The following is a 24847-nucleotide window of genomic DNA, read 5'->3' as shown; positions in this document are numbered from 1 at the left end:
TGCGTGCTGGCTTAACCCATTATTAAATAAAACTTTAAGATGGACCCGATCGCAGACCTGGAATTCTTCGCGCGGCTCGTGACGCACGGCAGCCTGTCGGCGCTGGCGCGCGATCTCGGCGTGACGCCGCCCGCCGTCAGCGCGCGGCTCAACCAGATCGAGCGGCGCCTCGGCGTGAAGCTGCTGAACCGCACCACGCGGCGGCTGGCGATGACCAACGAGGGCGAGGTGTATCTCGCGACCGGTTCGAAGCTGCTGGAGCAGGTGCACGAACTCGAACGGACGGTGTCGAGCAGCCGCAACCAGCCGCAGGGCCTGCTGAAGGTCAACGCGACCTTCGGCTTCGGGCGCCGCCACATCGTGCCGGCGCTGTCCGCGTTTCGCGATCGCCACCCGGAGGTCGAGATCCAGCTCGAACTCACCGACCGTCCGATGAGCCTGGCCGAACTCGCATACGACGTGGGCATCCGGTTCGGCGAGTTGCCCGATCAGCGCGTGGTGGGCCGCAAGCTGGCGTCGAACCGACGCTTCGTTTGCGCAGCGCCGGCTTATCTGAAAGCGCACGGCGTGCCCCAGGCGCCCGGCGACCTGCGCAGCCACCGCTGCATCGTGCTGCGCGAGAACGACACCGCGTACGGCACGTGGCACTTCACGAAGGGCAAGCGCCATGAACTCGTCAAGGTGCATGGCGTGATGAGCAGCAACGACGGCGAAGCGACGCTGCGCTGGGCGATCGACGGGCATGGCGTGCTCGTCCGCTCCGAGTGGGACGCGCAGCCGTTCATCGATTCCGGCGCGCTGACGAGAGTGCTCGCGGACTGGTCGTTGCCGCCGTCGGACATCTACGCGGTCTATCCGGAGCGGTTGAACCTGTCGGCGAAGGTGCGCGTGTTCATCGATTTTCTTTGCGAGTATCTCGAGCGGTGCGGTTGATGTGGCCGCGAGGAAAAACCAGGCGCGTCGCGGATTTCCGGAAATATCTGCCGGCTAACGCCGCTTGACGGACAGCCGCGTGCGCCACGACGGGACGTCCATGGTCGCGGTCAGCGACACGCGGATTGCTCGCGCCGCGCGATGTAGGCGTCGCCCCATTGCTTCATCGCCTCGAGCACCGGGGCGAGCGTTCTTCCGAATTCGGTCAACGAGTATTCGACACGGGGCGGAACCTCGGCGAAAACCGTGCGGGTCACGATGCCGTCCGACTCCAGTTCGCGAAGCTGCAGCGTCAACGAACGCTGTGTCACCGTTCCGATCAAGCGGCGCAATTCGCCGAACCGTTTGGTGCCGCTCATCAGATAGTGGACGACCAGGGGTTTCCATTTTCCACCCGCGACGTCGACCGTCGCGGCGACCGAGCACGGATAGGTACTCACCGAAGATGTCATGCCGACTCCCAATAGGATACTTTTTATCCCTATATATCAAAGACGTGCCTTCTTGTGCAAAAACGGTCGACCCTCGATAGTCCCGACTCGGCTGCACCGGTCGTCGATACCCGACGACCCGACTTGCTCAAGGGATCCAATCGATGAAGGCCGCATATTACGAACGCCAGGGCAGCGCTGCGGAAGTGTTGAAGCTCGGCGATTTTCCGGTTCCGCAACCGGGCCCCGGTGAAGTCCGGGTGCGAATTCACGCGTCCGGCCTGAATCCCAGCGATATCAAGGCGCGTACCGGCTTCTCCGGCCCCTCCGCATTCCCCATGGTCATTCCGCATCAAGACGGCGCCGGCGTGATTGACGCGGTCGGCGCCGGCGTTGCGCCCGCACGAATCGGCGAACGGGTATGGCTGTTCGAAGCGCAGTATCGCCGCCCCTTCGGCACGGCTGCGGAATATGCCGTCGTGCCGGAAGCACAGGCCGTTCTGCTGCCCGACAACGTTTCGTTCGAGGTCGGCGCCTGCCTGGGCATTCCGGCACTGACGGCGCATCGCAGCCTCTTCGCGGACGGCGACATCAAGGGTCGCGCGATACTCGTCCAGGGGGGCGCGGGCGCAGTCGGAACCGCAGCCATCCTGCTGGCCAAATGGGCCGGCGCGTGGGTCGCGACGACCGTTTCAACGCCCGGGCAGGCAGACGCGGCGCGGCGCGCGGGCGCCGACCTCGTGATCAATCGACGGTTGCAGGATGTGGCGGCGATCGTGATGTCGGCAACGCAGCAGCGGGGAGTCGATCGTATCGTGGACGTCAGCCTGCAGGACAACCTCGAAATCGATATGCGTTGCCTGGCTAACGGCGGCATCATCAGTTCCTATGCCGTCGGAACCGCTGCGGATCACGTGTCGCTTCCCCTGCTCGAGGCCATGATCGCAGGCTGCACATTCCGGTTCGTCTATATCTACACCGTCCCGGCGGCCGCAAAATCCGCAGCCGTTTCAGCGATTGGCCAATGTCTCGAGGACGGCGCCTATGTCCCGACCATCGGCATGCAAGTCGCGCTCGACGCCATCGTTGAAGCCCATCAGGCTCAGGAAACTGGCCAGGTTATCGGCAAGATCATCGTCAAACCGTCGCTCGCCCGGCCGCATGGGCCGGAACGTTCGACCGAGTAGTCGAGCACCGCAAGCATGTATCGACCAACCCGGATGCCCGCTTTCGCAAACTGCGTCGCCGCCGACCAAGGACGACCGCGATGCGTGAAAACGCCCGGCGCGAGATCGAAGCGACGGGTCACGCGTTCGAGCGCGCCGCGGTCGGCGTCATGACGCGCCCTCGAGAATGACGAAGGTCCCGGTCGCCGCCCCGGCGCGGAGCGCCTTGGCCGTCTGGTATTCGGGGCTCCCATAGAACCTCCTGGCCTCGGCGAACGAATCAAACTCGAGGACCACATGCCGCTCATGGGCCTCGCCTTCGAGGTTCTCATACTGCCCCAGGCCGCCATGACCCTGGGGCCGAAAGCCTGGATTGCATCACCCGCGGCTTTTGCATAGGCGGCATAGGCGATGGGGTCGGAAACGCTGACATGTGCGACCAGATAACCTTTTGGCATATCGATCTCTCTTTCGTAGCGGGCACACGCAATGCAACGCGGGGCGGTGATTTTCAACGACCCTCTTCGGCAGGATCGACGTGCGGTAGCCGGTTCTATTCCGACGCGACGCGCCGGAAAGGTTGCGGGCGCCTGCCAGCCTCCTGACGCGCGATCATCCAGCCTGGGTAGCTAGCGAGCAAAGCACTCACGGCATCCAGACGCGCAAGCTCGTTCTCGGTCAGGACGACATCGACCGCGCCGAGATTGTCTTCGAGCTGTTCGACCCGTTTGGCGCCGACGATGACGCTCGTGACGTGCGGCTTGGCGAGTAACCACGCGAGCGCGATCCGGGCAACCGACACATCGTGCGCATCGGCGATCGTGCGCATCTCTGCAACGCACGGCCAGGCTCGATCGAGATCGACCGGCGGAAAATCGAAATGGCTGCGCCGCGAACCGTCGTCGGTCGACGTACCGGGACCAAACTTCCCCGACAGCAATCCGCCGGCGAGCGGCGACCAGACGAGCAGCCCCATCTGCTCCTCGACAACGAGCGGCACCAGTTCGCGCTCGACGTCGCGTCCGGCGATCGAATAGTAGGCCTGGAGCGTCTCGAAGCGCGTCGCGTGAAGCGCCGCACTCAGCCCGAGCGCCTTGCCGATCTTGCCAGCGCGCCAATTCGAAACGCCGACGTGACGGACCAGCCCCTGCCGCGTGAGATCGTCGAGGGCGCGCAGCGTCTCTTCGATCGGCGTGACAGGATCGCTGGCGTGAATCTGGTACAGGTCGATATGGTCGACCTGGAGCCGTTCCAGGCTTCTCTGCACCGAATCCATGATGTGGCCGCGCGACGCACCCTGGTCGTTGGGGTTCGGGCCCATCGCACCGGCCGTCTTGGTCGCCAGCACGATCTCGCTGCGCGGTACGCCGATGTCTCTGAGCGCCTGCCCGACGAGCCGTTCAGACTGGCCAAAGGAGTAAACGTCGGCGGTATCGATGAAATTGATTCCGTCGGCAAGCGCGCGGGCGATCAGCTGGTTCGCCTCGTCCTGACCGACCGCGCCGATCGCCTTCCACATGCCGGCGTCGGCATTGCCGCCCAGCGTCATCGTGCCGAGGCACAACTCGGAGACGTACAGGCCGGTGCGGCCAAGTTGCTTGTATTTCATGGCAGTTCCCTTCTGAATTGACCGGATGAATGCGGTCGTGCCCGGTTCGTGGCGTCCCGCGCGTCAGCATTTCAGCTGCTTCGAGATTTTCCCGATCGAAACTGCCCCGCGATCATCGCGACACGCGCGCCGTAGCGGCGTGCCGTTTCGAGGTCCCCTGGCGACATTTCTTCCGGCGACGCATCGGCCGGCGTTTGCGCCATCGGCGCGATATAGGAGCCCATGCGATTCAGGTCGTCGCGCACCGAGGCTTTCACGTTCGCCGGCTTGATGTCCATGCTGACCCAGATGCCGCCGTGCTGGCCGGCGAGCAGGAAGAAGTATTCGAGCGTGTTGAGCTTGTCGCCGTTGATACTTGCGCTGTTGGTGAAGCCGCCAAAGATCTTGTTCCGCCATCCGCCTTCGAACCAGGCCTTCGACGAAGCGTCGGCAAACTTCTTGAACTGCCAGCTCGGGCCGCCCATGTAGGTCGGCGAGCCGAGCAGGATCGCATCCGCGCCGGCGAGCGTATCCCAGGCATCCGCTGCAATGTTTCCGTCGGCGTCGATTGCGACGAGTACGGCGTCGGCGCCTTCGGCGACGGCGCTTGCCATACGCGCGGTATGCCCATGGCCGGAGTGGTAGACGACGACCGTGTTGATCGGAGAGGTGTGCAGTGTCATGGGTGGCCCTTTCGTTCAGGTCGTCCGCTGCGGACGACATGGGAAGCCACTCTACCGACCCACAACTGGGTTATAAACGATGACAAATTGAACGTTCTGTTACTCCCTGGGTGAACAATGCAAAACCTTGACGCACTTTTGATCTTTGCCCGTGTCGCCGAAATGACGAGCTTCACCCGCGCGGCCGAAAGCCTCGGCATTCAGAAGGGACGTGTGTCAATGGTGATCCGTGAACTTGAGCGGGACGTGGGGGTTGCGCTCCTGCACCGGACCACGAGGCGTGTGCAGCTGACCGAAGACGGACGCGCCTTTTATTCGCGCGCACGCGACCTGCTCGCCGAAGTGCAGGAATTGCAATCGATGTTCTCGGGTAACGGCACACCGCTGCGGGGAAGGTTGCGCGTCGACATGCCGACCGAACTGGCGCGAAGCGTCGTGATTCCCGCCCTGCCGCAACTGATGGCCGCGTATCCCGAGCTGGAGCTGGAACTGTCCAGCAACGATCGGCGCGTCGATCTCGTCCAGGAAGGATTCGATTGCGTGATCCGGCTGGGGCCGATCGTCGACGAGACGCTGATCGCCCGGCCGCTCGGAAAACTGCGCATGACCAATGCGGCGAGCCCGAGCTACCTGGCGCGGCACGGCATACCGCGCACGCTCGACGATCTGCGCACGCAAGGACACCGGATGGTCCACTACTCGCTGACACTCGGCGCCAGGCATGCCGGATGGGAATATCCGGACGGCGACGGTTATGCATCGCTGCCGTTGCCAAGCGCGATACAAGTCAACAGTGTGCAGACCTATCATGCCGCCGGGCTTGCGGGCCTCGGGTTGATCCAGGCGGGATATCCGACGCTCGCGCATCACGTCGCAAGCGGTGCGCTCGTGGAGGTGCTGCCCGACCTGCGTCCCGAGCCGCTCACCGCATCGCTCGTCGTCGCCCATCGGCGAAATCTGTCACCACGGGTCCGGGCTTTCATGGACTGGATCGAGGGGGTATTGGAGCCTTATTTTGATTAACCCCCTGGACCCGTTACCGCACGCGGCCCTCGCGCATGAATGGTTGCTTGTTCCCCCAACCCCGGCACGGCCAAAGGCAGCGTAACCATGGCCGAGCCTTGGCAGGCGTCGCCATCAGGGCCGGACATCTTGAAGCGCGGCCTGGAAAAGCGCAGGGTCGCGCGTAACCAGGAACAAACCGGGTGTGCCCGCCCCGAGCACGTGCAGCGGCGCCAGCTTGACGACCTGCCGCCAGAACGCATCCGTGTACGCATCGTCGACGTTGAGCGGACTGAAGCCCAGGCGATTCACGAAGTTTGCGTGGGGCTCGAAGCTGTCAGGCCTGTCGTACACATACCACTCGTCAAAACCGGGCATGGGAAGTTGCGATGTCGTCTCGACCAACGGGCTGACCGCGAGATTGCCGATTCGTGACCAACCCGCCGCAAGCTCCTCAACGGTCGGCGTATACGGGCCGCTGTCACAGCTCGCGATTGCAACATGCCGCCCGACCACGAGTTCGGGACAACGCAGAACCAGGTTCTCGAGATCCCCGTCCGTGCCGTCAGCCCATTCGACAATCCGATAGCCGGCACGTTCGCCCGTTCGCATGACGCTGCCCCGGGCCGCACCGTGCACGTCCGGCCGGTTATCGATCATCTGTTCCAGCCACGCGCGCGCGTAGACGTACGCTTCTTCGTGTGTTCCCTCGAAGTCCAGCCTGCTGGCCCCGCTTCCGAATCGACAATGGGTCGCCGCTTGTACGACTTCGTAGCCGAGTATGAATGTCCCGTCGTTCCGCTGATACACGTGAAATCCAACGTCGTACGTGAGGCCATGCGCGTTGTTTTGCACGTACTGAAACGTTCGTTTGTAGCCCGCTTGAAGTTTCATCGGGTTGCCTCCCTTCAGCAGCGGTTGGGATCTGCAATCTATTTTTCTGCACGCTTCCGGGTAGAAGAACCAGGAAGCGACGAGGACGATACAAACATCAACCTGAACACGGAACGCCAGTAATGTTGCGGTACCTGCGACTCGCCTTACAACACCAAGCCCGGAAACCCTGCCGCATCCCGATGCATTGCCTCAACAGTCGCTTCCATGTCGATCGTGACGATGCGTCGGCACACTGGCGCGGCTTGACTCATCCTTGTCGAGCAACAGGTGCCGAGCCGTCGCCTCGTTGAATCAAGACCCGCACCGCGCGCAAGAGATGGCGGTTGATCGTCGGAATCAGCGACGCCGGGATCTCGTAAGGCCCCCCGGTCCGAAAATCGGCCGCGTGCATGATGTGAACCAGCCCGACGTTGAACTGAACGAACGCTTCGATCGTCGGGTCGTCCCGCATGGCCGCCTGCATCGCTTCCTCATCGAACCACTGCGACGAATGGAGCGTGAATGTCGGCGCATCGACAGGAGGAAGCGCCCGGAACCCCGCATGAACGAGCCAGTCGTATTGCGTCCTGTCCACCTTGACGATACTGGATGCGCCGTACAGGCTGATACCGCTTTGCGCGAGGTGGTCGATCCACCAATCGTTCTGCCATTTCTCGTAACCGAGCAACGCGCCTTCCAGGCGCTCCATGTTCTCGCAGCCGTCACCGTGCCGGTTGATGTTCTGCCGGATGAATTCCAGCGCAGGGAGGCGCCATTCCTCGCCTTTGCGCGTATAGAGGATTTGCCCGATACGACGGCCCGGGCGCGCGGCGGCATCGAAGATGAATTCCTGCGAATGCAGGACGCCCTGAGCGACATATGCGTCGAATTTCTCCTTCAGTTTGACTGAACGCGGACTGTCGCTGTCGAAGTCGATGAACCCGAAAGGCTTCCGTCCCTGCACCATCAAAGCCAGCTCGTAGCCGGTATGAACAAGGTACGGGATGCGAACCCCGGTATCGACATGTTTGAAGAGAAAGGCTTCACGCGAACCGTGTTCGAACCCGATCCCGAAGGCATGACACACGACGGCAACCTCTGCCGGTGTCAGGAGATACACGCGTTCGAAATCCGCGTCCCTGGCCGCATCGAGTTCGAGGATATGGCGCAGCGTATCGAGGTCGTCGGTTTCGAAACGCACCTCGAGCCACGGGTACAGTAGATCCGGATCGACAGCCGACAGAATGAAAGAAGTTTTCGGACGCTGCATGGCGGTTTCCGATGAACGGGTTCGACGATTTCGGCAAACGGCGGAACGTTCCAGCAATACGCGGGTAAGAAGATTGCGGCTCAACCTCGTACAGATTGTCGACGATAGATCGGACCCTGTCGAATCGACGGATCGACCGACGACGGTCGCAGCACGGACGTGGATGCCCGTATGAACGCTGTTAGACTGCCGACGCCTTCCCCGCACATGTACTCGACCATTCAGGATAGCGACATGACCGAATGCGCTCTCACCTTGACCAGTCAGGCCGAATGGGAAAACTGGTTGGAGCAAAACGGCAACACCTCGACCGAAGCATGGCTGCGACTGGCGAAAAAAGGCACCGAACAGCGAACCATAACCTACGTACAGGCCCTGGAAAGCGCCCTCTGCCATGGCTGGATCGATGGTCAAAAAAAGGCCGAGAGCGAGCAATACTGGTTACAACGCTTCACGCCACGCTCGGCCAAAAGCATCTGGTCCAAACTCAACACGGACAGGGCTGAAGCGCTGATCGCCGCAGGCAGAATGCGCCCGCCCGGCATGGGCGAAATCGAGAAGGCCAAAAAGGATGGCCGCTGGGCGGCGGCTTACACGTCGGCCAGCAATTCGACAGTGCCGGACGACCTGCAAGCGGCTCTGGACGCCAATCCGCGAGCCAGGAAGTTCTTTGCGACACTGAACAGCCGCAACCGCTATGCCATCCTGTACCGGGTACAGAATGCCAAAAAGCCGGAAACGAGGGCGCGTAAAATCAAGGAATTCGTCGACATGCTGAACCGCGGCGAAACCTTCCATCCGTAGAGCATGGGCTGCTGACGCAGACGTGGCCAAACGGCGCATATGACCCGCCATGACCGCTTCTGTGCGGCAGGACTGTAACTGGCCGGACGCGAACAAACGGTCTCGGGCCTCCCCTGCCCCTGAAAACCCAAAAACAAAGCCGGCCCGAGGCCGGCTTCGTCATTGACCCGCAAGCAGCGACACCCCTCCGTCACTTCATGCACGCCGCGGCCAGTTTCCCGACCGTAATCACAGCCTGCTCGATCTCCGGCGACCACGGGCTGCTGTAGTTCAGCCGGATGAAGTTCCGGTAGCTCTCGGTAATCGAGAACATGTAGCCGGGGCCGATCGTGATCCCCTGCTCCAGCGCGAGCTGATACAACCGCATCGCATCGACCTGCGCAGGCAGTTCGACCCACAGCACGTACCCGCCCGCCGGGCTCGAAATGCGCGTGCCCTCCGGAAAGAACCGCGACACCATCGCACGCATCAGGTTCGCCTGTTGCGCATACGCCTTGCGCAAGCGCCGCAGGTGATGCTCGTAACCATCGCGCTCGAGAAACTCCGCGATCGCGAGCTGCGGCAACGACGGCGTCGCGAGCGTATTCAGGAATTTCAGCTTCTCGACCTGATCGCGATAGCGGCCCGGCAATGCCCAGCCGATCCGGTACGCGGCGGTCAGGCTCTTCGAGAACGACGAACAATGCAGCACGATCCCGTTCCGGTCATACGACTTCAGCGAGCTCGGATGCGTATCGCCGAAATACAGCTCGTTGTACACGCCGTTCTCGATGACCGGCATGCCGGCCTTCGTTGCGAACTCAACCAGTTCGCGCTTGCGCTCGTCGGGCATCTGGAAACCGAGCGGGTTCTGGAAGTTCGGCATCACCATGCACGCGGCGATCGGCTGCGACTTCGCGATCGCCGCCAGCGCCGCGATGTCGATCCCGTATTCCGGATGCGTCGCGACCTCGATCGCCTTCATCCCCATCCGCTCGATCGCGTGCAGCATCGCGTAGAACGTCGGCGATTCCACCGCGATCGTGTCGCCCGGCTTCGCGACCGCCTGCAGACACAGGTTGATCGCCTCCGTCGCGCCAACCGTCACGATGATCTCGTTTGGGTCCACCGACATCCCGTTTTCCAGGTAGCGGCGCGCGATCTGCCGGATCAGCCGCGGATGGCCGGGCGGCAGCCCGTCCGTCACGCCCCACAGCGACTTGTCCCGCCCGGCCGCGTACGCGTACCGGTTCAGCTTCTCGAACGGGAACAGGCTCGGGTCCGGATACGGCGAGCCGAGCGGCACCGCGTCGTCCGTGCCGATCGAGCGCAGCGTCGACAGCACGAGCCGGCTCACGTCCACCGACGACGAAATCGCGATCGGCTTCGACGGCCGCAGTTCGCGCACCGGCGCATGGCCGTCGTCGCGCCGCAGGTTCACGAAATAGCCCGACTGCGGCCGGCTTTCGAGCAGACCGCGGCTTTCGAGCAGCAGGTACGCATGCAGCACGGTCGTGATGCTGATCCGGTGTTGCTGGCTGGCCTGGCGCACCGACGGAATCCGGTCGCCGTGCCGGTACACGCCCTGGCGGATCAGGCGCTCGATATCGTCCGCGAGTTTTTCATAGAGTTTCATTGTGCGCCTCCCGCCAGCGCGCGCAGCCGCGCCGCCATGTCTCGTGCGTCCGATACGCACGTGTTTCGCCCGCCGGCCGGGCCGTCGTGATTCCTGATTTTTCCCTCCGGTTTTGCCTTTTCCATCGCACTGGCTCTCTCTTGAAGATGCGCCGGCAGGGTTCCGGAACGGCTGGATCTGCGGCACTGTGCACTTGATGATGGAATCTTAAAAGCAGAACAGTTGGCGCAGAGTACACACATCGATCATGCGAACAAGAGTACAGTTCGGCGCGCATCGCGCATGGCGGGAAAACTGTACGTCTTATGAAATGGCTGTGCGGCTGGAAGCCTTTCTCCAGACTGTTTTGATCGGGGTGCAATACTGTGCGACCGCACGGTTTTCACTTCCGGAGTCAGCCCATGCAGCACAGGATCGAACGGGCATTCGCCCTCGGCGGCACCATCCGCGCCGCCCGAAAAGTACGGAAATCGCGCCAGACCGAAGCGGCCGGCCGCGCTGGCGGCCCGTGCGCGGCCACGGCCGGGCGCGGCGCGAACCGGGAGACGCCGCATGACTGACCGCGCGCTCGCCGCCCTGCTCATCGCGCGGCTGACCGGCGTTGCCGATCGCTCGCCGTCGTCCGCCTCGCCGATCGACCTGTCGACGCTCGACGCACATGCGCTCGGCGCGGTCTGGCCGGCGCTGCGGCGCACCGAGTACACGATCAGGCTGCCCGATTTTGCGTACGACGATCCGCGCGCCGAATTCGCGCGCTGGCTGCGCGGGCAGATCGATGCGCTCGGCCCCGCGCCGCTCGTCGACGCCGATGCCGCGCTCGAACTGTTCCGCGACATCCCGCCCGGCGAATGGACGCGCGCGCTGGAAGAACTGCCCTGTCTCGACGCGCTGCCGTCGCCGGCGCTGCAGGCCGAGCTCGCCCGCATCGCCGGGGAACCCGGGGAGGGCGGCATGCGCGCCGCGTCCGCCTACGGCGCCTATGCGCTGGACTGGTTCGCCGGCCGCCGCGACTTCTCGGCGCGGCACGCGGCATATGCAAAAGCACTCGCGGATTCGCCGTTTCGCGTGCGCGAACTCGACGTGCTGCCCGAGCTCGGGCCGGCCGCGCTGCTCGCGCTGGCCGCGACGAACGACGGCTATTTCGCGCCGAAGCGGCTGTGGATCGACTTCAGCGATCCGGCGGCCACGCTCGCGGAAGACGCCGCGTATGTCGACTTCGCACGCGACGCGCTGGCCGAGGCCGCGCGGCAGATCGCGGCGCTCCATGCCGGCGCCGTTCCGTACGAGGCCGATCGCGCGTTCACGACCGACGACGCGCAGGTCGTCGCGCGCGCGGCGCGCGTGGCCGCCTATCGCGACGAAGCATGGCTGCGTCCGCTGATCGGGCCGCTGCTGACCGGCGTGTGCGTCGCGCCGACGGCCGCGAAGACGGCGCCGTCGCAATCGCTCGCGATCGCGCTCGGCCACGCGGTCGAAACGATCCCCACGCCCGAGAGCGTGCGCGCGCTGCGCGACGCGCTGGCCGCCGTGCGCCATGCCGGCGTGCAGAAGAAGCTCGCGCGCAACCTGAAACCGGCCGAACGCGCGCTCGGCGAGCGTCCGCACACCGCGCTGCGCATGACGCTCGACGCGAAACCCGACAAGAAGCAGCTCGCCACGCTCGCCGCGTGCATGGAATCCGGCTTCTGGCGGCCGATGACGCTCGCCCGTGTCGAATGGCGCGAGCGGCTCGTCGATGCGCCGGCCGGCGCCGCGTTCTCCGCGCGGATGATCTGGCACGCGCGCGGCAGCGATGGATCGGTGCAGTCGTTCATGCCGGACATCGCGAAAGGCAAGGTCGTGCTGCGCGATGCAGCCGGGCGCGCGTGCGACATCGCCGACGACAGCGAAATCCGGCTATGGCACCCGCTGCTGGCCGACGCGGACGAGCGGCTCGCATGGCAGCGCGCAATCGTCGGCCGCGCGCTCCGGCAACCGGTCCGGCAGGCATTCCGGGAGTTCTACGTGCCGGCGGAAAGCGACGCGGTGGCGAGCGATTCCGCGATGTTCGAAGGCCACGTGCTGTCGAGCCGGCCGTTGCTCGGCGTCGCGCGCCGCGAAGGCTGGTCGATCCGCGCGTACGACGACGGGCTCGTGCGCGAGTTCGGCGACGTGTGTGCGACCTTCCTCGTCGATGCACGCCTCTATCCCGGTTCGGAAACCCACGGCACGTCGCGCCGCCTGCACTTCGAACGCCGCCGCGAACGGCGCTGGGTGCCGCTGCCGATCGGCGAGATCGATCGCGTCGTGTTCTCGGAAGTGGCGCGCGCGGTGGATCTCCTCGTCAGCGTGTCCGCGTTCGCGCTCGACGACGATGCGACGCGCGCGGCGAACGGCGCGCTGTCGGCCGACCCGGTGCGCCGGCATGAAGTCGAAACCGAACGCTGGCAGCGCCTGAACCGTTTGTCCGATTTACCGCTGGGCGTGATGGCGCGGCATCGCAAGCACGTGCTGTCGCTCGTGTTCGCCGAGCCGATCGCCCAAGGGAAGCTGACGATCGACGAACGCCACGTGCGCGTCGGCGCGTGGTCGGTGCATTGCGCGACCGGCCGCGTGACGCGCGACGGCGAACCCGTCGATGCCGCGATCGAGCCACCGCCGTCGCCGCTGCGCGCGGTGCCGTGGCTGCCTTACGACGAAGCGCTGCTGCAGCGGATCGTCGACGTCGTCGCCGGTTTGCTCGACTGAGCGGCCGCCGTCAGATCGAACCGAACAGCGCGCGCGGCCGGTCCTTCAGCGTGCCGGACAGAATCCGCAGCCCGTTGACGAGCTCGTCGCGCGTGGCCGGGCACGCGAGGTTGATGCGCACGCCGTGCTCGATCTCCGCGCGATCGACCGCGAACGTCGACGACGGCATCACGATCACGCCGCGCGCCTTCGCGTTCGCAGCGAAATCGTCCGCGCGCCACGGCGGCGGCAGCCGCAGCCACACGAACATGCAGGCCGGGTCGGATTTCAGTTGCCCGGCCGGCAGCAGTTCCGCGCGAGATCGACGCGCGCGCGGATCTCCGCGAGTTGCGCGCTCATGATCCGCTCGGCGGTGCCGTCCTCGATCCATACCGTCGCGATCAGCATCGACGTCGGCGCCGGCATCCATGCAGTCGTGCGCACCGCTTCCGCGCACAACGCCACGCTGTCGCGCGGGCAGCTCAGGTAGCCGAGGCGCAGCCCCGGCGCAAGGATCTTCGACGTCGCGCCGATATGGAACGTCAGCTCGGGGCACAGCCCCGCGATCGCCGGCAGCCGGTCGCGCACGAGCGGGCCGTACACGTCGTCCTCGATGATCGTCACGTGATGGCGCCGCGCGATGTCGACGAGCGCCATCCGGCGCGCGAGGCTCATCGTCGTGACGGTCGGGTTCTGCAGGTTCGGCACGACGAAGATCGCCTTGACCGGCATGCGCTGGCAGATCCGCTCGATCTCGTCGGGCAGCAGGCCGTCGTCGTCGGCCGGCGCGCTGACGATCTCGAACTGGAACACCGGCGCAAGCGCCTTGAGCCCGTAATACGTGAGGCGATCGGCGACGATCACGCCGTCGGTGCCGATCAGGCTGTTCAGCACCGCGTACAGCCCGTGCTGCGCGCCGCTCGTGACGACCACCTGGTCGCGCGACGGCGCGAAGCCGGGCGCGGCGAGCCACTGCGCGCCGGCCGCGCGCGCCCAGTCGGGCCCCTGCGGCGGCTGGTATTCCTGCAACGCGGCAAAACGCGGGTCGTTCGGCAGCGTGCCGAACGTCTGCGCGAGGCATGCGAGAAATTCGCCGGTCGCCGGGCGGTTCACGGTCAGGTCGATCACGCCGTTGCCGGCCGCGAGCGACGCGCGGGCCGGCTCGATGCTCGGCATCGCGCCGCCGGTGACGAGCGAGCCGCGGCGCTTGCTGCCGATCACGAGGCCGCGCAGCTGCAGTTCCTTGTAGGCGCGCGATACGGTCGACACGTTGATGCCGAGCTCGGTCGCGAGCTGGCGCTGAGGCGGCAGGCGGCTGCCCGGCGGATACGTGCCGTTGCGGATCTCCTCCTCGATCGAGCTCGATACCTCGACATAAGTCGGCCGCTTCGCCTGCACCGGCGCACCGCTGTCGCGTTCGCCGGAAAGTTTGTCTGATGCCATTTGTCGCCTGTGACCACACAAAAAGCGTTTGTCTGCCATTTTGGCTTGCCCAGCGATTGTATATGACATCCCCTCCCCGTCAAACGTCAGCCGAAAAGTCTATGGAATCAGGCGGTTGAAATCGGGTAAACACTAGCGCCACACAATCTCATTTTGATTGCACACAAAAATTTACTGTGTGATTCTTTATCTCAACTTTGTGTGAATCATGTGTGCCGGAGGGGATGCGTCATGGCGAACGTCGCCATCGTGGGTGCAGGCTTCATCGGGCTCGGCGCGGCGGCGTGGCTGCAGCGCGACGGGCATCGCGTGACGCTGTTCGATCCGGCCGGCGTCGGCCAGGGCGCGTCGTTCGGCAATGCCGCGACGTTCGCGCCGTACGGCTGCGTGCCAGTGAACGGCCCGTCCGTGTTCCGCGACATGCCGCACTTCCTGTTCGCCGCCGACAGCCCGCTGCGCATCCGCTGGCCGTACCTGCTGCGCGGCGCGCCGTGGCTCGCGCGCTTCCTGCTCGACTCGACGCCCGCGCGCCACGCACGCAGCGCGAGCGCGCTGGCCGCGCTGCTGTCGCGCGCCGCCGACGGCTACGCGCCGCTGCTCGCCACCACGCGGCTCGCGGCGTTCGTGCGGCCGCGCGAATGCCTGTACCTGTATGCGCGGCAGGCGTCGTTCGATGCCGCGCAGCCGTCGCTCGCGCTGCGCCGCCGGCTCGGCGTGCCGTTCGAGACGCTCGACGCGAGCGCGATCCGCCGGCTCGAACCCGCGCTCGCGCCGATCTTCTCGCGCGGCGTGCTGTTCGACGGCAGCTGGCATTTCTCCGATCCGCACGGGTTCCTCGCCGAACTGTTCGCGCATCTGGCCACCGGCGGCGCGACGCTCGAACGCGAGCGCGTCGAGCGGATCGAGCCGGTCAACCTGGGCGTGAACGTGCATGCGGGCGGCGCGGCACGGCCCTTCGATCACGTCGTCATTGCCGCGGGCGCCCGCTCGCGGGAATTCGCGGCCGCCTGCGGCGATGCAGTGCCGCTCGACACCGAGCGCGGCTATCACGTGCAGTTCGACGCGCGCGAACAGGTCGTCACGCGCCCGGTCGGCTGGGCCGAGCGCGGCTTTTACATGACGCCGCTCGACGAAGGGTTACGCGCGGCCGGCACCGTCGAACTCGGCGGCTTCGACGCCCCGATGAACCGCTCGCTCGTCGCGCTGCTCACGCGCTCGGCGCGCGAAGCGCTGCCGTCGCTCGGCGAGCCGACACGCAGCTGGCTCGGCTTCCGGCCGACGCTGCCGGACGGCGTGCCCGTCATCGGCCGCGCGCAGCACAGCACACGCGTGATCCACGCATTCGGTCATCAGCATCTCGGCGTGACGCTCGCCGGCATCACCGGGCGGATCGTCGCCGACCTCGTCGCCCAGCGCGCACCGCCGCTGGACCTCACGCCATACCGGGCCGCGCGATTCTGACGCGCACCGCAACTTCAACCACTGCAAGGAGAGGCACCATGAATCGTCGTAACTGGCTCGTATGGCTGACCGTCTGCTCGATCGGCGCGGTTGCCGCATCCGCGCAGGCCGCGGACCCGGAAACCGTCAAGATCGGCTTCGCCGGCCCGCTGACGGGGCCCGTCGCGCGGGTCGGCAAGGATCTGCAATACGGTGCGCAGCTCGCGCTCGACGAGGAGAACGCGAAGCACCCGACCATCGGCGGCAAGCCCGTGCGTTTCGTGCTCGACGTTCAGGACGACCAGGCCGATCCGCGCATCGCGATCCAGGTCGCGCAGAAGCTCGTCGACGACGGCGTGGTCGGCGTGGTCGGCCATTACAACTCGGGCTGCAGCATTCCCGCGTCGGCCGTCTACAAGCAGGCGAACGTCGCGATGATCACGCCGGGCTCGACCAATCCGCAACTGACGATGCAGGGCTTCAAGAACGTGTTCCGCACGATGGGGCACGACGGCGTCGGCGGCGTGGTGGCCGGCCGCTTCGCGGTCGAGCAGCTGAAGGCGAAGCGGATCGGCATCATCGACGATCGCACCGCCTTCGGCCAGGGCCTCGCCGACGCGTTCGAGAAAGGCGTGAAGGACGCGCACGGCAGCATCGTCAGCCGCGAATACACGAACGACAAGGCCGTCGATTTCCGCGCGATCCTGACGACGATGAAGAGCAACAACGTCGACCTGCTGTTCTTCGGCGGGCTCGACGAACAGGGCGCGATGCTCGTGAAGCAGATGCGCTCGCTCGGCATCCGCGCGCAGCTGTTCGGGGCCGGCGCGCTGAAAAGCAACGCATTCCTGAAGATCGCCGGCAACGCGGGCGAAGGCACGCAGGATCTCGAGCCGGGGCCGGCGCTCGACAAGCTGCCGTCGGCCGTGGCGTTCGCGCAGCGCTACAAGGCGCGCTTCAACCAGGATGTCGAGCTCTATGCGCCGTTCGCGTACGACGCGGCGCTCGCGATGATCGCCGCCGTCCGCAAGGCCGATTCGCTCGATCGCGGCAAGATCGTCGCGAGCCTGCCCGGCGTGTCGGTCACCGGCGTGACCGGGAAGATCTCGTTCGACGAGCGCGGCGACCTGATCAAGCCGCCCTATACGCTGTTCCGCGTCGAGCAGGGGCAGTGGCACAGCATCCGCACGGTCGGCGGCGCGTCGAACTGAGCGGCAAAACAGCGAACGGCGCAGCCTATCGCGCCGCCTGCTGCCGCTGGACCTCCTGCGTTTTCATCTGCAGATACGCGCTCTTTTCCACTTCGTGCAGTTGCTGCGGATACTGCTCGGTGGCGTCGAACCAGCGCGCGAGGCGCTGGTCGAGCGGCTTGTCGAGCGTCGCGAGATACGTGTCGATCGCGAGGTAATAGCGCATCGTGTTGCGCTCCAGCAGCCCGCGCACGCCGCCGATGTACTGCGGCTGCGCGGCCGATGCGCCGCTCGCGGACGTAAACCCGACCTTGTCGCTGCCGACCGTCGCGAGGTAGGTCTTCATCGCCATGCGCCCGACCGTGCCGAAGCCGTACGAATACGTGAGGTGCAGGAACGTGCGCGATGCGCCGACCGGCACGGCCTCCAGCGCGATCCGGTAGTCCTTCGTGCCCATCGGGCCGCTGTCGGCGGTCAGGTCGACCTGGAAGTAGTCGGGTGTCGCGGCGGCCACGCGGTAGCGGAACTGCACGCGATAGGTGTCCGACAGCTTCTGCTGGATCTTGCGGCCGAGGTTCACGTCGAGCACCGGGCCGTTGCCGCTGCTCGACGCGTGACAATACTTCGTGTTCAGGTGCAGGATCAGCACCGCGCACCAGTTCGCGGGGCCTTGCGCGGCATCGTTGAGCTGGCCGCTCACGACCGCGAACGGATAGTCGACCACCGCATAGATGTCGCCCTTCAGCGACGACGACGCCTCGGCCGACTCGAGATAGAGCGGCCGGTGAAACGCGTTGTCCTTCAGTTGCGCGCCGAGGCTGCGGTAGCGGTCGAGCAGCGCGGCCGCCCCGCCCGCGCCTTCCGCACCGAACGACAGCGCACTCCAGCCGACACAAAGGGCCGCGACGAGCGCGTGCCAGGCGCGACGGGTACGCCCCGTACCGCGCGGATGTCCGGATGTCTCCATTCTTGTGCTCCCGCCAGGCCCGCGATGGTCGCGCGCATGTGTCACAGAATACGCCTGCGCCCTGCGCGGCGTGACGCGACGTTGCATGAGCCGCATCGGCGCTATCGGCTCCGCTTCACCGGCACCGGCAGCTGCGCGGCGGTGATCCGGATCAGCGCCGACAGCCATTCGCGGTCGTCCCAGCGATCGCCGGCGATGACGAAGTGCGGCTTCGCCGCCGGATACGGCGGGCCTTCTTCGCACGCGCCGAGAAACGCTCGGCCTTCCGGCGTCGGCTTGACGAACAGGCGATCGTCGCACACGAGCGCGACCATCCTGCCGTCGCAATAAATACCGTATTCGCCGAACATCTTGCGGGCCGATACCGTGCCGGCCGCCGCCATCTGCTCGACGAGGAAATCGACCGTAGTCTGACTCGATGCCATCCACCGCTCCTTGCGAAAAAATTTATGACTGCCGTATCGGGCGACCGTTCCGTTCGACCGGCACATCCGTTGCCTCGCGTCATCCAATCGTCGGCGGAAAGTCCGCTCAGACGCGGGTGGATGCGCGTTCCCGGCCAACAATCTCCTGACACACCTGACAGTTACGCCACGGCCCGATGAATCGTCCAATACCGCTTCGCAAAACAGTTGGCTTCGACGACGCGCCGGGAGAGCGGCGCGGGCCGCCAGCGTCTGACGACAGTGCGCCCCGAAGCGTCACGACAAGGAATTCGATGAGCATACCCGCCCGCTATCCCGCGTGGCTCAGGCAAGCCTATGAGCAGTGTCGACGCGCCGCCCCGGGTGCGATGCAAAGCGAAATCGTCTCGATCGACGATGCCGTATCACGCGTCGCCGCGGCCGACGTGATTGCGCCCGACAACGTCCCCGCCATTGCGCTCGCCGCATCGGAAGGTTATGCGCTGTGCGCGTCCGATACGGCCGCTGCAACGCAGCGTACGCCCGTCGAGCTCGACGCCTCACTCGGCTGGCGCATGCTCACGTCGCCCCCGGGCGGTTCGGTAGATCGTGCGATCAACGCGCGGTGCACCGTCGATATCCCCGCGTATTTCCCGTTGCCGAACAACGCCGACGCGATCGCACCGAAATCCGGTCATCCGCTCGCCAGCCAGGGCGCCCGGTCCGTCCTGCGGCTGAAGGCGCCGATCGCGCGCGGCGACCACGTGATCGCACCCGGCAGCGAATACAGGAAAGGCGACGTATTGCTGGCGAAAGGCGAACGGGTGAACGCCGAGCGCCAGATCGCACTGATTGCAGCGGGCGTGCGCGAAATAGCCGTGACGAAGCGGCCGCGCATCGGTGTCGTCATCGTCGGCTACGATCACACGCCGCCGCATGCCGCCCGCGCGCCCTGGCAACGACCGGACACGAGCGGGCCGTATATCCGCGCCACCCTGCAACGCTGGGGATATGACGTGCCGCCGGCCGAATATCTCGATCCGCCCGACAGCGTGCCGCCGTCGGTCGACTCGCAGCAGCACGCCTACGCATTCAAGGTAAAGCTTGCCGAACTGGCGCAGCGTTACGACCTGATCGTCGGCGCCGGGTTGCCGGTGGTGCACCCGTTTCAGTCGCGCGGGCTCAATGCGCGCCCGATGTATCCGAACGAGCAATGGGTCGTCGATATCCGGCAAACGCCGGCCGGCCGCTTCAATTTCGGCCGAAGCGAAGATCGCTCGCCGCCGACGAAGTGGGTCGTGCCGATCACGAGACCGGACGGCACGCCGTGCGGCACGCATCACCTGGTCAGCTACGACCAGGCCGTGCTGGTCAATCTGCCGGGGCATACCAGCAGCGTCGCGGCGCTCATGCACGCGATCGTCCCGCACATGCTCGACGCGCTGGAGTACGTTGCGACGCCCGGGCCGCACTGGGAAGCCGCGTCGATCACGCACGACGTCGAAACGGACGTCGCATTCAACGGGATGCGCTGGGGCACCCTGCATCGAACCGAGCGCGGCGAATCGCGGGTCAGCCTGCTGCCGTTCCAGGGGGACGGCCCGCTTCGCGGCGTGGCCGAAGCCGACGTGCTCGTCGCGATACCCGCCGGTGAAACGGTGCTGCCGGCCGGCACGCCGGTTCTGTTCCTGAGGCTCGATCGCACGCGTGCGCCCGCCGACGCGCCGGCCAATAGCGCGGACGTTCGAACGCAACCGCCGCAAGCGGCGACGGCCGCCGCTGCCTCCGCATCCGTTGCGGACTCAACCGTCATCGACGTTCCGCAAGCATGGACACGCATCGAGCGCCTGATCGCCACGGACCCGGCACGCTTGCCGGGCGGGCTCAACGGGCCCGCCGACGAGCGGGCGATCGCCGCGTTGCATGCCGCGCTGGGTTCGACGCTGCCGGACGGCTTGCTCGAAAGCCTCCGGCTTCACGACGGCCAAACCGATCCGGATGCGATCTTCGCCGACAGCGACGCATTGCTCGGCGCACAGGAAATCGTCGCGCAATGGTCGATCTGGCAAAAGCTCGTTGCCGGCGGCGATTTCGACGACATGACGTCCGAGCCGGATGCCGGCATCCGCGACGACTGGTACAACCTCAAGTGGATTCCGTTCACGCACGACGGCAGCGGCAATCATCTGTGCGTCGACCTCGATCCCGCGGAAGGCGGGGTGGCCGGGCAAGTGATCCGGGTGTGGCATGACGACGCGCTGCGTGAGCGCGTCGCCACGAGTTATGCGGCGTGGCTCGCGAGCGTGGCCGAGGAATGCGGCGACCCGCCCGGTCAAGGCGAATAGACGCATTGCGCTGCGACGCCGATCGCGACGGACCCATCTACGGGCGAATCGCCGACGGCGCGACGCGCGGCCATCGCCGGAAGCTGCGCCGCGTGTTTTCCGCATCGTCGAAACCTTGCTCGATCGCCATGTGCGGCACGACATCTCCCACAGCCCGGCAGGCGCCGACACGCGGCACGACGCGCCTACTTGTCCGCCGCGAACGCACTCGACATCTGCCGCGCCCGCTTCACGTCGTCGCCATGCAGGTAGATCGACGTCGTCGAGATCGACGCATGCCGCAGGTTGTCGCGCACGGTCGTCAGCTCCGCCCCGCGCGCGAGCGCGTGCGTCGCATGCGTATGACGCATCCAGTGCGGGCTCGCCTGCCGCAGCTTCTGCGCGAGCGCCGGATTATCGGCATCGACGACATCGGCCGTCTGCGCGAAGAAGCGCTGCATCACCTTCCACAGCCGCACGCTCGTGATCGCGGCCGTGCCGTCTTCCGCGAGGCTCGGAATCAGCGGCGTGTCGGGCCGCCAGCGCGCCGGCGTGACCGGCAACCGGCGCGCGACCAGATGACGATCGAGCGCCGTGCGCGCCAGCGGCGGCATCGCGACGCGGGCGGCCTTGCGCCCCTTGCCGATCACCTTCAGCCACGCGTCGCCGTGCGCGTCCGTCTCGATGTCGCCGAGCGTCGCGCCGACCAGTTCGCTCGCGCGCAGCCCCGTCGCGTAGCCGAAATCGAGGATGAAGCGCAGCCGTTGCGCAGCCGCCGGCGTCCACCCGGACGACACGTCCTTGCGGAATTCGAGCCCGTCGGCGATCGTGCGCACCAGCAGCCACTCGCCTTCGGTAAACGCGTGCGACGTGTCGAGCACGTTCGCGCCGCGCGTGTCGCGCACCTTGACGCCCGCGAACGGATTCGCGAGCAGGTAGCGCTGCTCGATCAGCCAGCGGAACAGCGCGCCGAGCACCGACAGCGTGTACGCCGCCGAACGCGCGGACAGCCCGCCCGAGAACGGCCGCCAGTCGGGCGCGCCACGCGGCCGCACGGGCCCGACCCAGCGCTCGTGCGGCGTCGGGCGGCGCAGGAACGCGCGATACGCGACCGCGTCCTCGGTCGTCAGCGACGACAGCGCGCGGCCGCGCTCGACGATCGCCCACAGGATCAGCCGCTCGGCCTCCTTCCGGTACGCGCGCCGCGTCGCGGCCGATTCGTGCAGCGACAGCCACGCGTGCACGGCGGCGTAATCGTTGTCCGCGTCGAGCGTGCTGGTCGCGCGCGGCGCGCGAAACGTGCCGGCCGACCCATCCACCTCGTGCGGCAGCTTCAACTGCTCCCACGGCACGATGCTGCTGCGCGGCGTCGCGGCGATCAACGCGCGCGCCCGCTCGGTCAGGTCGGGATGCGCGGCGAAGAACGCCTCGATGCGCCGCGCGCCGGCCATGCCGAGCCCCGCGATCGCGGTCCACCACTGGCGCCGGCGCGGAATTCGCACGGTGAGATCGGCCAGCGTCGCGATCCCGTGCGCGCGCAGCGCGACGACCGTGCGCGCAGGCAGCCAGAGGCCGACGTCGTCGCTGATCTGCGGGACCGGCGCACGCGCATGACGCAGCATGCCGATCGCTTCGGCAACCGCCTTCGCCTCCCGCACGCGCTCACCGTCGGGATGGCCGAACCGTTCCGCGAGATCGGGCCGGCCGACCTGCCGCGCGACACGCACGAGGCCGCGCCGAATGCCGCCGATCACACCGCGCGCCGACCGCCCGTCGCCGAGGCGATCGGGCAGGTAGCGTTCGACGGCCTGGCGCACGGTCATGCCTGCGTACCACGCGCGCAGCGCGGCCAGTTCGTCGGCGTCGGGAAAGCCTGCGGGTGCAGGCGCGGAATCGGGGGAAGGCGGTGAGGTAAGGCGCGGTTTCATGGCCGCCAGTTTGACAGAAGCGCGCGCGGGCGGATACGTCATGAACGGCGTTTCGAACGCCCGCGTAACCGCGCGGCACGGCCTGTTATGCTGCGCACTGCATTTCCGCGTGTTCCGCTTCGTTCACCTCCGAGAACCACCTGGCCGTGAGCGGAATCCGCATCGAATTGCATCGGGCCATCCGGCGATTCGCGGCGCATCGTTTATCGAAGCGCCGCGCCGGATGTCCGGTGCATTTCCGCCCGTCGGTCAATAACACCTTTACAGACAAGCACCGCCATTCCATGACATCCCGTCTTCTCGCCACGCTCGTGGCCGCCGCACTCGGCTGCGGCGCGCTGCCCGCCGCCCACGCCCGCACCTATGTCGCGCCTGCCGCGTCGTTCGGTAAAGGCGCCTACGTTCACCAGTTCGTGCTGCGCGACCCCGTCACGCACCAGCCGCTGCCGAATGCGCGATACCGGTTGTTCCTGCCCGGGCAGGTCATCGCGGGCTTGCCCGTCAAGCCGGACGAACACGACAGCGTGATCTTCGGCACGACCGACGCCGCCGGGCGCACCGTCAGAATCCGGCTGCCGAAATTCCATCCGCAGAAGCAGTGGGTGTTCAACCCGATCATCGGCGAAGGCGACCTGGGCGAATCGTTCCGTCTCGTCAGCCCGTCCGGCAAGGCATCGCTCGGCAGCTTTCCGTATGTGCTGGACGTGGAGAACGAATATCTGGCGTGCGGGTACTCGGATGCGAACGGCTACACGTACTACACACAATCACGCACGCCGCGCAACGTCAGTCTGTACACGGGCATCCTCACCGCGCCCGACGATACCGACTGGTGCGCGGGCCCGGGCGCGGCCATCGCGAACAGCGCGGGCGATCCCGGCGCGCCGGACCTGTACACGCAATACCTCGGCAGCCTGGTCGCGAACGGCAACCGGCTCAGCGACGAATTGCGGCAGCAGATCGTCACCAAGCTGCTGGCGCTCGCGATCGCCGAACGCGACACGGGCCGCATCGCCGCCGTGCTCGATCTCGGCAAGATCCCCGACGATCGCCTGAACGACATCGGTTATCGGCTGGCCGATGCAGGTATCGACGTCGATCGCGGGCTCGCGATGATCGACGCCCATCTCGCGCAATCGCCGGACGATGCGTATGCGCTCGACAGCAAGGGCTGGGCGCTGTATCGCCTCGGCCGCAACGAGGAAGCGCTCACGTGGTTCGACCGGTCGATCGCGATCTTCTCGAAGGACGACGACAGCGACGCGCACACGGCCTATGCGACCGGCCTGACGCACAAGGGCGAGGTGCTGTGGAAGCTGGGCCGCCAGGATGAAGCGCGCGATGCGTTCGCGCAGGCGCGCAAGGTCGAGCCGAAGAACGCGGAGCTGGAGGAGACGTTGAAGCGGCTGGATGTACGAGCCGGGGCGGACGGTGCGGTGTCGTCCGGCACTACCGGCACGTAAGCACGCCCACATGGCGCGCAGTGGTCGGCGAGGCAACGCCGGTCATTGCGCGCAGGGATCGTCGCGGGACTGCATATAGACGTGCCCGGACGCGTTCACCATCGCATGTCCGTTGGCGATCCAGCGTTCTTTCGTGTTCAGCATCATGGCGAAGACGATTTTCGACTGGTCGCTGCCCCACTGCCCCATCAACTGCCTGAGGCACTCGAGCGAACGGAATGCGTGTCAGGCCGTCGACCGCACTTGCACGCAATTCGCCTCGCATCATGAAATCGCGCTGCGCGGCCGCATAACGCAGCATCGCCGCGCGTTGTATCGGGTCCGGGTATTGATCGTCGATGTACTTCCGGACATCGTCGCGGACGCCGTCGCCATCCGAGTCGATGCCGCCGATCGTATCCGTGAAATCCGTCAGGTAATCGTCTTCAACGTTCGCCGTTGCACGATGCGCCGGCGAGCCGGAAGCGTTCGCCGCCGGTCTGTCCGGCACCGGATGCGAAGCGGTGTCGAACGGCGATGTCGCGGTGTCGGCCCAAGACGATACAGGCAGCGCGGCCACGCCCGCGATGACAGCGGCGGCCGCAAGGTCCCTCGTTTTCATTGTTGTCGTGCTC

The 24847-nt window shown here is 66.2% G+C and carries 21 protein-coding genes and 2 pseudogenes; 11 read left to right on the top strand and 12 right to left on the bottom strand.

Annotation, left to right across the window (positions count from 1 at the left end):
• Positions 1-39: 39 nt before the first annotated feature.
• The gene (locus BBJ41_RS36010) at positions 40-933 is read left to right on the top strand and encodes a LysR family transcriptional regulator (protein WP_069751056.1); all 894 of its coding nucleotides are present in this window, start codon (positions 40-42) and stop codon (positions 931-933) included.
• Positions 934-1043: 110 nt separating this feature from the next.
• On the opposite strand, the gene BBJ41_RS36005 is transcribed toward BBJ41_RS36010, so the two are convergent.
• Positions 1044-1385, bottom strand: coding sequence for a winged helix-turn-helix transcriptional regulator (locus BBJ41_RS36005; RefSeq protein ID WP_083282127.1), 342 nt, complete (start codon positions 1383-1385; stop codon positions 1044-1046).
• Between the two features lie 143 nt (positions 1386-1528).
• On the opposite strand from BBJ41_RS36005, the gene BBJ41_RS36000 reads away from it, so the two are divergent.
• Positions 1529-2551, top strand: coding sequence for an NADPH:quinone reductase (locus tag BBJ41_RS36000; RefSeq protein WP_069751055.1), 1023 nt, complete (start codon positions 1529-1531; stop codon positions 2549-2551).
• A 147-nt stretch (positions 2552-2698) separates the two neighbouring features.
• Here BBJ41_RS36000 and BBJ41_RS35995 read toward each other — a convergent pair.
• The 3 genes and pseudogenes from BBJ41_RS35995 to BBJ41_RS35985 form a co-directional block, all read right to left on the bottom strand.
• Positions 2699-2988: pseudogene (locus tag BBJ41_RS35995) on the bottom strand (DUF1330 domain-containing protein).
• Positions 2989-3083: 95 nt separating this feature from the next.
• Positions 3084-4139 carry an aldo/keto reductase gene (locus BBJ41_RS35990; RefSeq protein WP_069751054.1) on the bottom strand — a complete coding sequence of 352 codons (1056 nt, stop codon included), beginning with the start codon at positions 4137-4139 and terminating at the stop codon, positions 3084-3086.
• 71 nt (positions 4140-4210) lie between these two features.
• Positions 4211-4801 carry a flavodoxin family protein gene (locus tag BBJ41_RS35985; RefSeq protein ID WP_069751053.1) on the bottom strand — a complete coding sequence of 197 codons (591 nt, stop codon included), beginning with the start codon at positions 4799-4801 and terminating at the stop codon, positions 4211-4213.
• A gap of 117 nt (positions 4802-4918) precedes the next feature.
• Here BBJ41_RS35985 and BBJ41_RS35980 point away from each other — a divergent pair, with 117 nt between their 5' ends.
• Entirely contained in the window at positions 4919-5824 is a 906-nt protein-coding gene (locus BBJ41_RS35980) for a LysR family transcriptional regulator (protein WP_069751052.1), read from the top strand.
• Positions 5825-5938: 114 nt separating this feature from the next.
• Here the strand turns inward: BBJ41_RS35980 and BBJ41_RS41795 are convergent, their stop codons facing one another.
• The gene (locus BBJ41_RS41795; RefSeq protein WP_236872163.1) at positions 5939-6697 is read right to left on the bottom strand and encodes a hypothetical protein; all 759 of its coding nucleotides are present in this window, start codon (positions 6695-6697) and stop codon (positions 5939-5941) included.
• Positions 6698-6947: 250 nt separating this feature from the next.
• Positions 6948-7949: a hypothetical protein gene (locus BBJ41_RS41790; protein ID WP_236872162.1), complete on the bottom strand. Its 1002-nt coding sequence runs from the start codon at positions 7947-7949 to the stop codon at positions 6948-6950.
• 234 nt (positions 7950-8183) lie between these two features.
• Between BBJ41_RS41790 and BBJ41_RS35965 the strand changes: the two genes are divergently transcribed.
• Positions 8184-8753 carry a YdeI/OmpD-associated family protein gene (locus BBJ41_RS35965; RefSeq protein ID WP_069751482.1) on the top strand — a complete coding sequence of 190 codons (570 nt, stop codon included), beginning with the start codon at positions 8184-8186 and terminating at the stop codon, positions 8751-8753.
• 190 nt (positions 8754-8943) lie between these two features.
• Here BBJ41_RS35965 and BBJ41_RS35960 read toward each other — a convergent pair whose 3' ends face one another.
• Positions 8944-10368 (bottom strand): aminotransferase-like domain-containing protein, encoded by a 1425-nt coding sequence (locus tag BBJ41_RS35960; RefSeq protein WP_069751051.1) that lies wholly within the window; start codon positions 10366-10368, stop codon positions 8944-8946.
• 401 nt (positions 10369-10769) lie between these two features.
• Here BBJ41_RS35960 and BBJ41_RS40925 point away from each other — a divergent pair, with 401 nt between their 5' ends.
• Positions 10770-10928 carry a hypothetical protein gene (locus BBJ41_RS40925; protein ID WP_156814986.1) on the top strand — a complete coding sequence of 53 codons (159 nt, stop codon included), beginning with the start codon at positions 10770-10772 and terminating at the stop codon, positions 10926-10928.
• The gene (locus BBJ41_RS35955; RefSeq protein WP_069751050.1) at positions 10921-13095 is read left to right on the top strand and encodes a DUF4132 domain-containing protein; all 2175 of its coding nucleotides are present in this window, start codon (positions 10921-10923) and stop codon (positions 13093-13095) included. Before BBJ41_RS40925 ends, BBJ41_RS35955 begins: the two co-directional genes overlap by 8 nt.
• 10 nt (positions 13096-13105) lie before the next feature.
• Here BBJ41_RS35955 and BBJ41_RS35950 read toward each other — a convergent pair.
• Positions 13106-14517 (bottom strand): annotated as a pseudogene (locus BBJ41_RS35950) (aminotransferase-like domain-containing protein).
• A 231-nt stretch (positions 14518-14748) separates the two neighbouring features.
• Between BBJ41_RS35950 and BBJ41_RS35945 the strand changes: the two are divergent.
• The gene (locus tag BBJ41_RS35945) at positions 14749-15978 is read left to right on the top strand and encodes an NAD(P)/FAD-dependent oxidoreductase (protein ID WP_069751049.1); all 1230 of its coding nucleotides are present in this window, start codon (positions 14749-14751) and stop codon (positions 15976-15978) included.
• A 38-nt stretch (positions 15979-16016) separates the two neighbouring features.
• On the top strand, positions 16017-17168 hold the full coding sequence (locus tag BBJ41_RS35940) for a branched-chain amino acid ABC transporter substrate-binding protein (RefSeq protein ID WP_069751048.1): 1152 nt from the start codon (positions 16017-16019) through the stop codon (positions 17166-17168).
• A 25-nt stretch (positions 17169-17193) separates the two neighbouring features.
• On the opposite strand, the gene BBJ41_RS35935 is transcribed toward BBJ41_RS35940, so the two are convergent.
• On the bottom strand, positions 17194-18114 hold the full coding sequence (locus tag BBJ41_RS35935) for a hypothetical protein (RefSeq protein ID WP_069751047.1): 921 nt from the start codon (positions 18112-18114) through the stop codon (positions 17194-17196).
• A gap of 101 nt (positions 18115-18215) precedes the next feature.
• The gene (locus BBJ41_RS35930; RefSeq protein WP_069751046.1) at positions 18216-18539 is read right to left on the bottom strand and encodes a TfoX/Sxy family protein; all 324 of its coding nucleotides are present in this window, start codon (positions 18537-18539) and stop codon (positions 18216-18218) included.
• Positions 18540-18832: 293 nt separating this feature from the next.
• Between BBJ41_RS35930 and BBJ41_RS35925 the strand changes: the two genes are divergently transcribed.
• Positions 18833-20863: an SMI1/KNR4 family protein gene (locus BBJ41_RS35925; RefSeq protein WP_069751045.1), complete on the top strand. Its 2031-nt coding sequence runs from the start codon at positions 18833-18835 to the stop codon at positions 20861-20863.
• Between the two features lie 185 nt (positions 20864-21048).
• On the opposite strand, the gene BBJ41_RS35920 is transcribed toward BBJ41_RS35925, so the two are convergent.
• The gene (locus BBJ41_RS35920) at positions 21049-22770 is read right to left on the bottom strand and encodes a site-specific integrase (protein WP_069751481.1); all 1722 of its coding nucleotides are present in this window, start codon (positions 22768-22770) and stop codon (positions 21049-21051) included.
• Between BBJ41_RS35920 and BBJ41_RS40920 the strand changes: the two genes are divergently transcribed.
• Both BBJ41_RS40920 and BBJ41_RS35915 read left to right on the top strand, forming a co-directional pair.
• A complete protein-coding gene (locus BBJ41_RS40920) occupies positions 22769-23026 on the top strand; it encodes a hypothetical protein (protein ID WP_156814985.1) in 258 nt (85 codons plus the stop codon). The genes BBJ41_RS35920 and BBJ41_RS40920 overlap by 2 nt on opposite strands.
• A 28-nt stretch (positions 23027-23054) precedes the next feature.
• A complete protein-coding gene (locus BBJ41_RS35915) occupies positions 23055-24233 on the top strand; it encodes a tetratricopeptide repeat protein (RefSeq protein WP_069751044.1) in 1179 nt (392 codons plus the stop codon).
• Here BBJ41_RS35915 and BBJ41_RS40915 read toward each other — a convergent pair.
• Positions 24220-24834, bottom strand: a complete 615-nt coding sequence (locus BBJ41_RS40915; protein ID WP_156814984.1) for a hypothetical protein — start codon at positions 24832-24834, stop codon at positions 24220-24222. The two genes, BBJ41_RS35915 and BBJ41_RS40915, sit on opposite strands and share 14 nt — an antisense overlap.
• Positions 24835-24847 lie beyond the last annotated feature (13 nt).

Origin of the sequence: Burkholderia stabilis, assembly GCF_001742165.1 — a bacterium.
Lineage (GTDB): Bacteria > Pseudomonadota > Gammaproteobacteria > Burkholderiales > Burkholderiaceae > Burkholderia > Burkholderia stabilis.
Note: the sequence above shows the minus strand (reverse complement) of the source record. Positions and strands in the feature narration are given on the sequence as shown.

Bases quoted from the DNA above. Each gene is read 5' to 3' on its own strand.
- BBJ41_RS36010 (WP_069751056.1), top strand. From the start codon at position 40: ATGGACCCGATCGCAGACCTGGAATTCTTCGCGCGGCTCGTGACGCAC.
- BBJ41_RS36005 (WP_083282127.1), bottom strand. From the start codon at position 1,385: ATGACATCTTCGGTGAGTACCTATCCGTGCTCGGTCGCCGCGACGGTC.
- BBJ41_RS36000 (WP_069751055.1), top strand. From the start codon at position 1,529: ATGAAGGCCGCATATTACGAACGCCAGGGCAGCGCTGCGGAAGTGTTG.
- BBJ41_RS35990 (WP_069751054.1), bottom strand. From the start codon at position 4,139: ATGAAATACAAGCAACTTGGCCGCACCGGCCTGTACGTCTCCGAGTTG.
- BBJ41_RS35985 (WP_069751053.1), bottom strand. From the start codon at position 4,801: ATGACACTGCACACCTCTCCGATCAACACGGTCGTCGTCTACCACTCC.
- BBJ41_RS35980 (WP_069751052.1), top strand. From the start codon at position 4,919: ATGCAAAACCTTGACGCACTTTTGATCTTTGCCCGTGTCGCCGAAATG.
- BBJ41_RS41795 (WP_236872163.1), bottom strand. From the start codon at position 6,697: ATGAAACTTCAAGCGGGCTACAAACGAACGTTTCAGTACGTGCAAAAC.
- BBJ41_RS41790 (WP_236872162.1), bottom strand. From the start codon at position 7,949: ATGCAGCGTCCGAAAACTTCTTTCATTCTGTCGGCTGTCGATCCGGAT.
- BBJ41_RS35965 (WP_069751482.1), top strand. From the start codon at position 8,184: ATGACCGAATGCGCTCTCACCTTGACCAGTCAGGCCGAATGGGAAAAC.
- BBJ41_RS35960 (WP_069751051.1), bottom strand. From the start codon at position 10,368: ATGAAACTCTATGAAAAACTCGCGGACGATATCGAGCGCCTGATCCGC.
- BBJ41_RS40925 (WP_156814986.1), top strand. From the start codon at position 10,770: ATGCAGCACAGGATCGAACGGGCATTCGCCCTCGGCGGCACCATCCGC.
- BBJ41_RS35955 (WP_069751050.1), top strand. From the start codon at position 10,921: ATGACTGACCGCGCGCTCGCCGCCCTGCTCATCGCGCGGCTGACCGGC.
- BBJ41_RS35945 (WP_069751049.1), top strand. From the start codon at position 14,749: ATGGCGAACGTCGCCATCGTGGGTGCAGGCTTCATCGGGCTCGGCGCG.
- BBJ41_RS35940 (WP_069751048.1), top strand. From the start codon at position 16,017: ATGAATCGTCGTAACTGGCTCGTATGGCTGACCGTCTGCTCGATCGGC.
- BBJ41_RS35935 (WP_069751047.1), bottom strand. From the start codon at position 18,114: ATGGAGACATCCGGACATCCGCGCGGTACGGGGCGTACCCGTCGCGCC.
- BBJ41_RS35930 (WP_069751046.1), bottom strand. From the start codon at position 18,539: ATGGCATCGAGTCAGACTACGGTCGATTTCCTCGTCGAGCAGATGGCG.
- BBJ41_RS35925 (WP_069751045.1), top strand. From the start codon at position 18,833: ATGAGCATACCCGCCCGCTATCCCGCGTGGCTCAGGCAAGCCTATGAG.
- BBJ41_RS40920 (WP_156814985.1), top strand. From the start codon at position 22,769: ATGGCCGCCAGTTTGACAGAAGCGCGCGCGGGCGGATACGTCATGAAC.
- BBJ41_RS35920 (WP_069751481.1), bottom strand. From the start codon at position 22,770: ATGAAACCGCGCCTTACCTCACCGCCTTCCCCCGATTCCGCGCCTGCA.
- BBJ41_RS35915 (WP_069751044.1), top strand. From the start codon at position 23,055: ATGACATCCCGTCTTCTCGCCACGCTCGTGGCCGCCGCACTCGGCTGC.
- BBJ41_RS40915 (WP_156814984.1), bottom strand. From the start codon at position 24,834: ATGAAAACGAGGGACCTTGCGGCCGCCGCTGTCATCGCGGGCGTGGCC.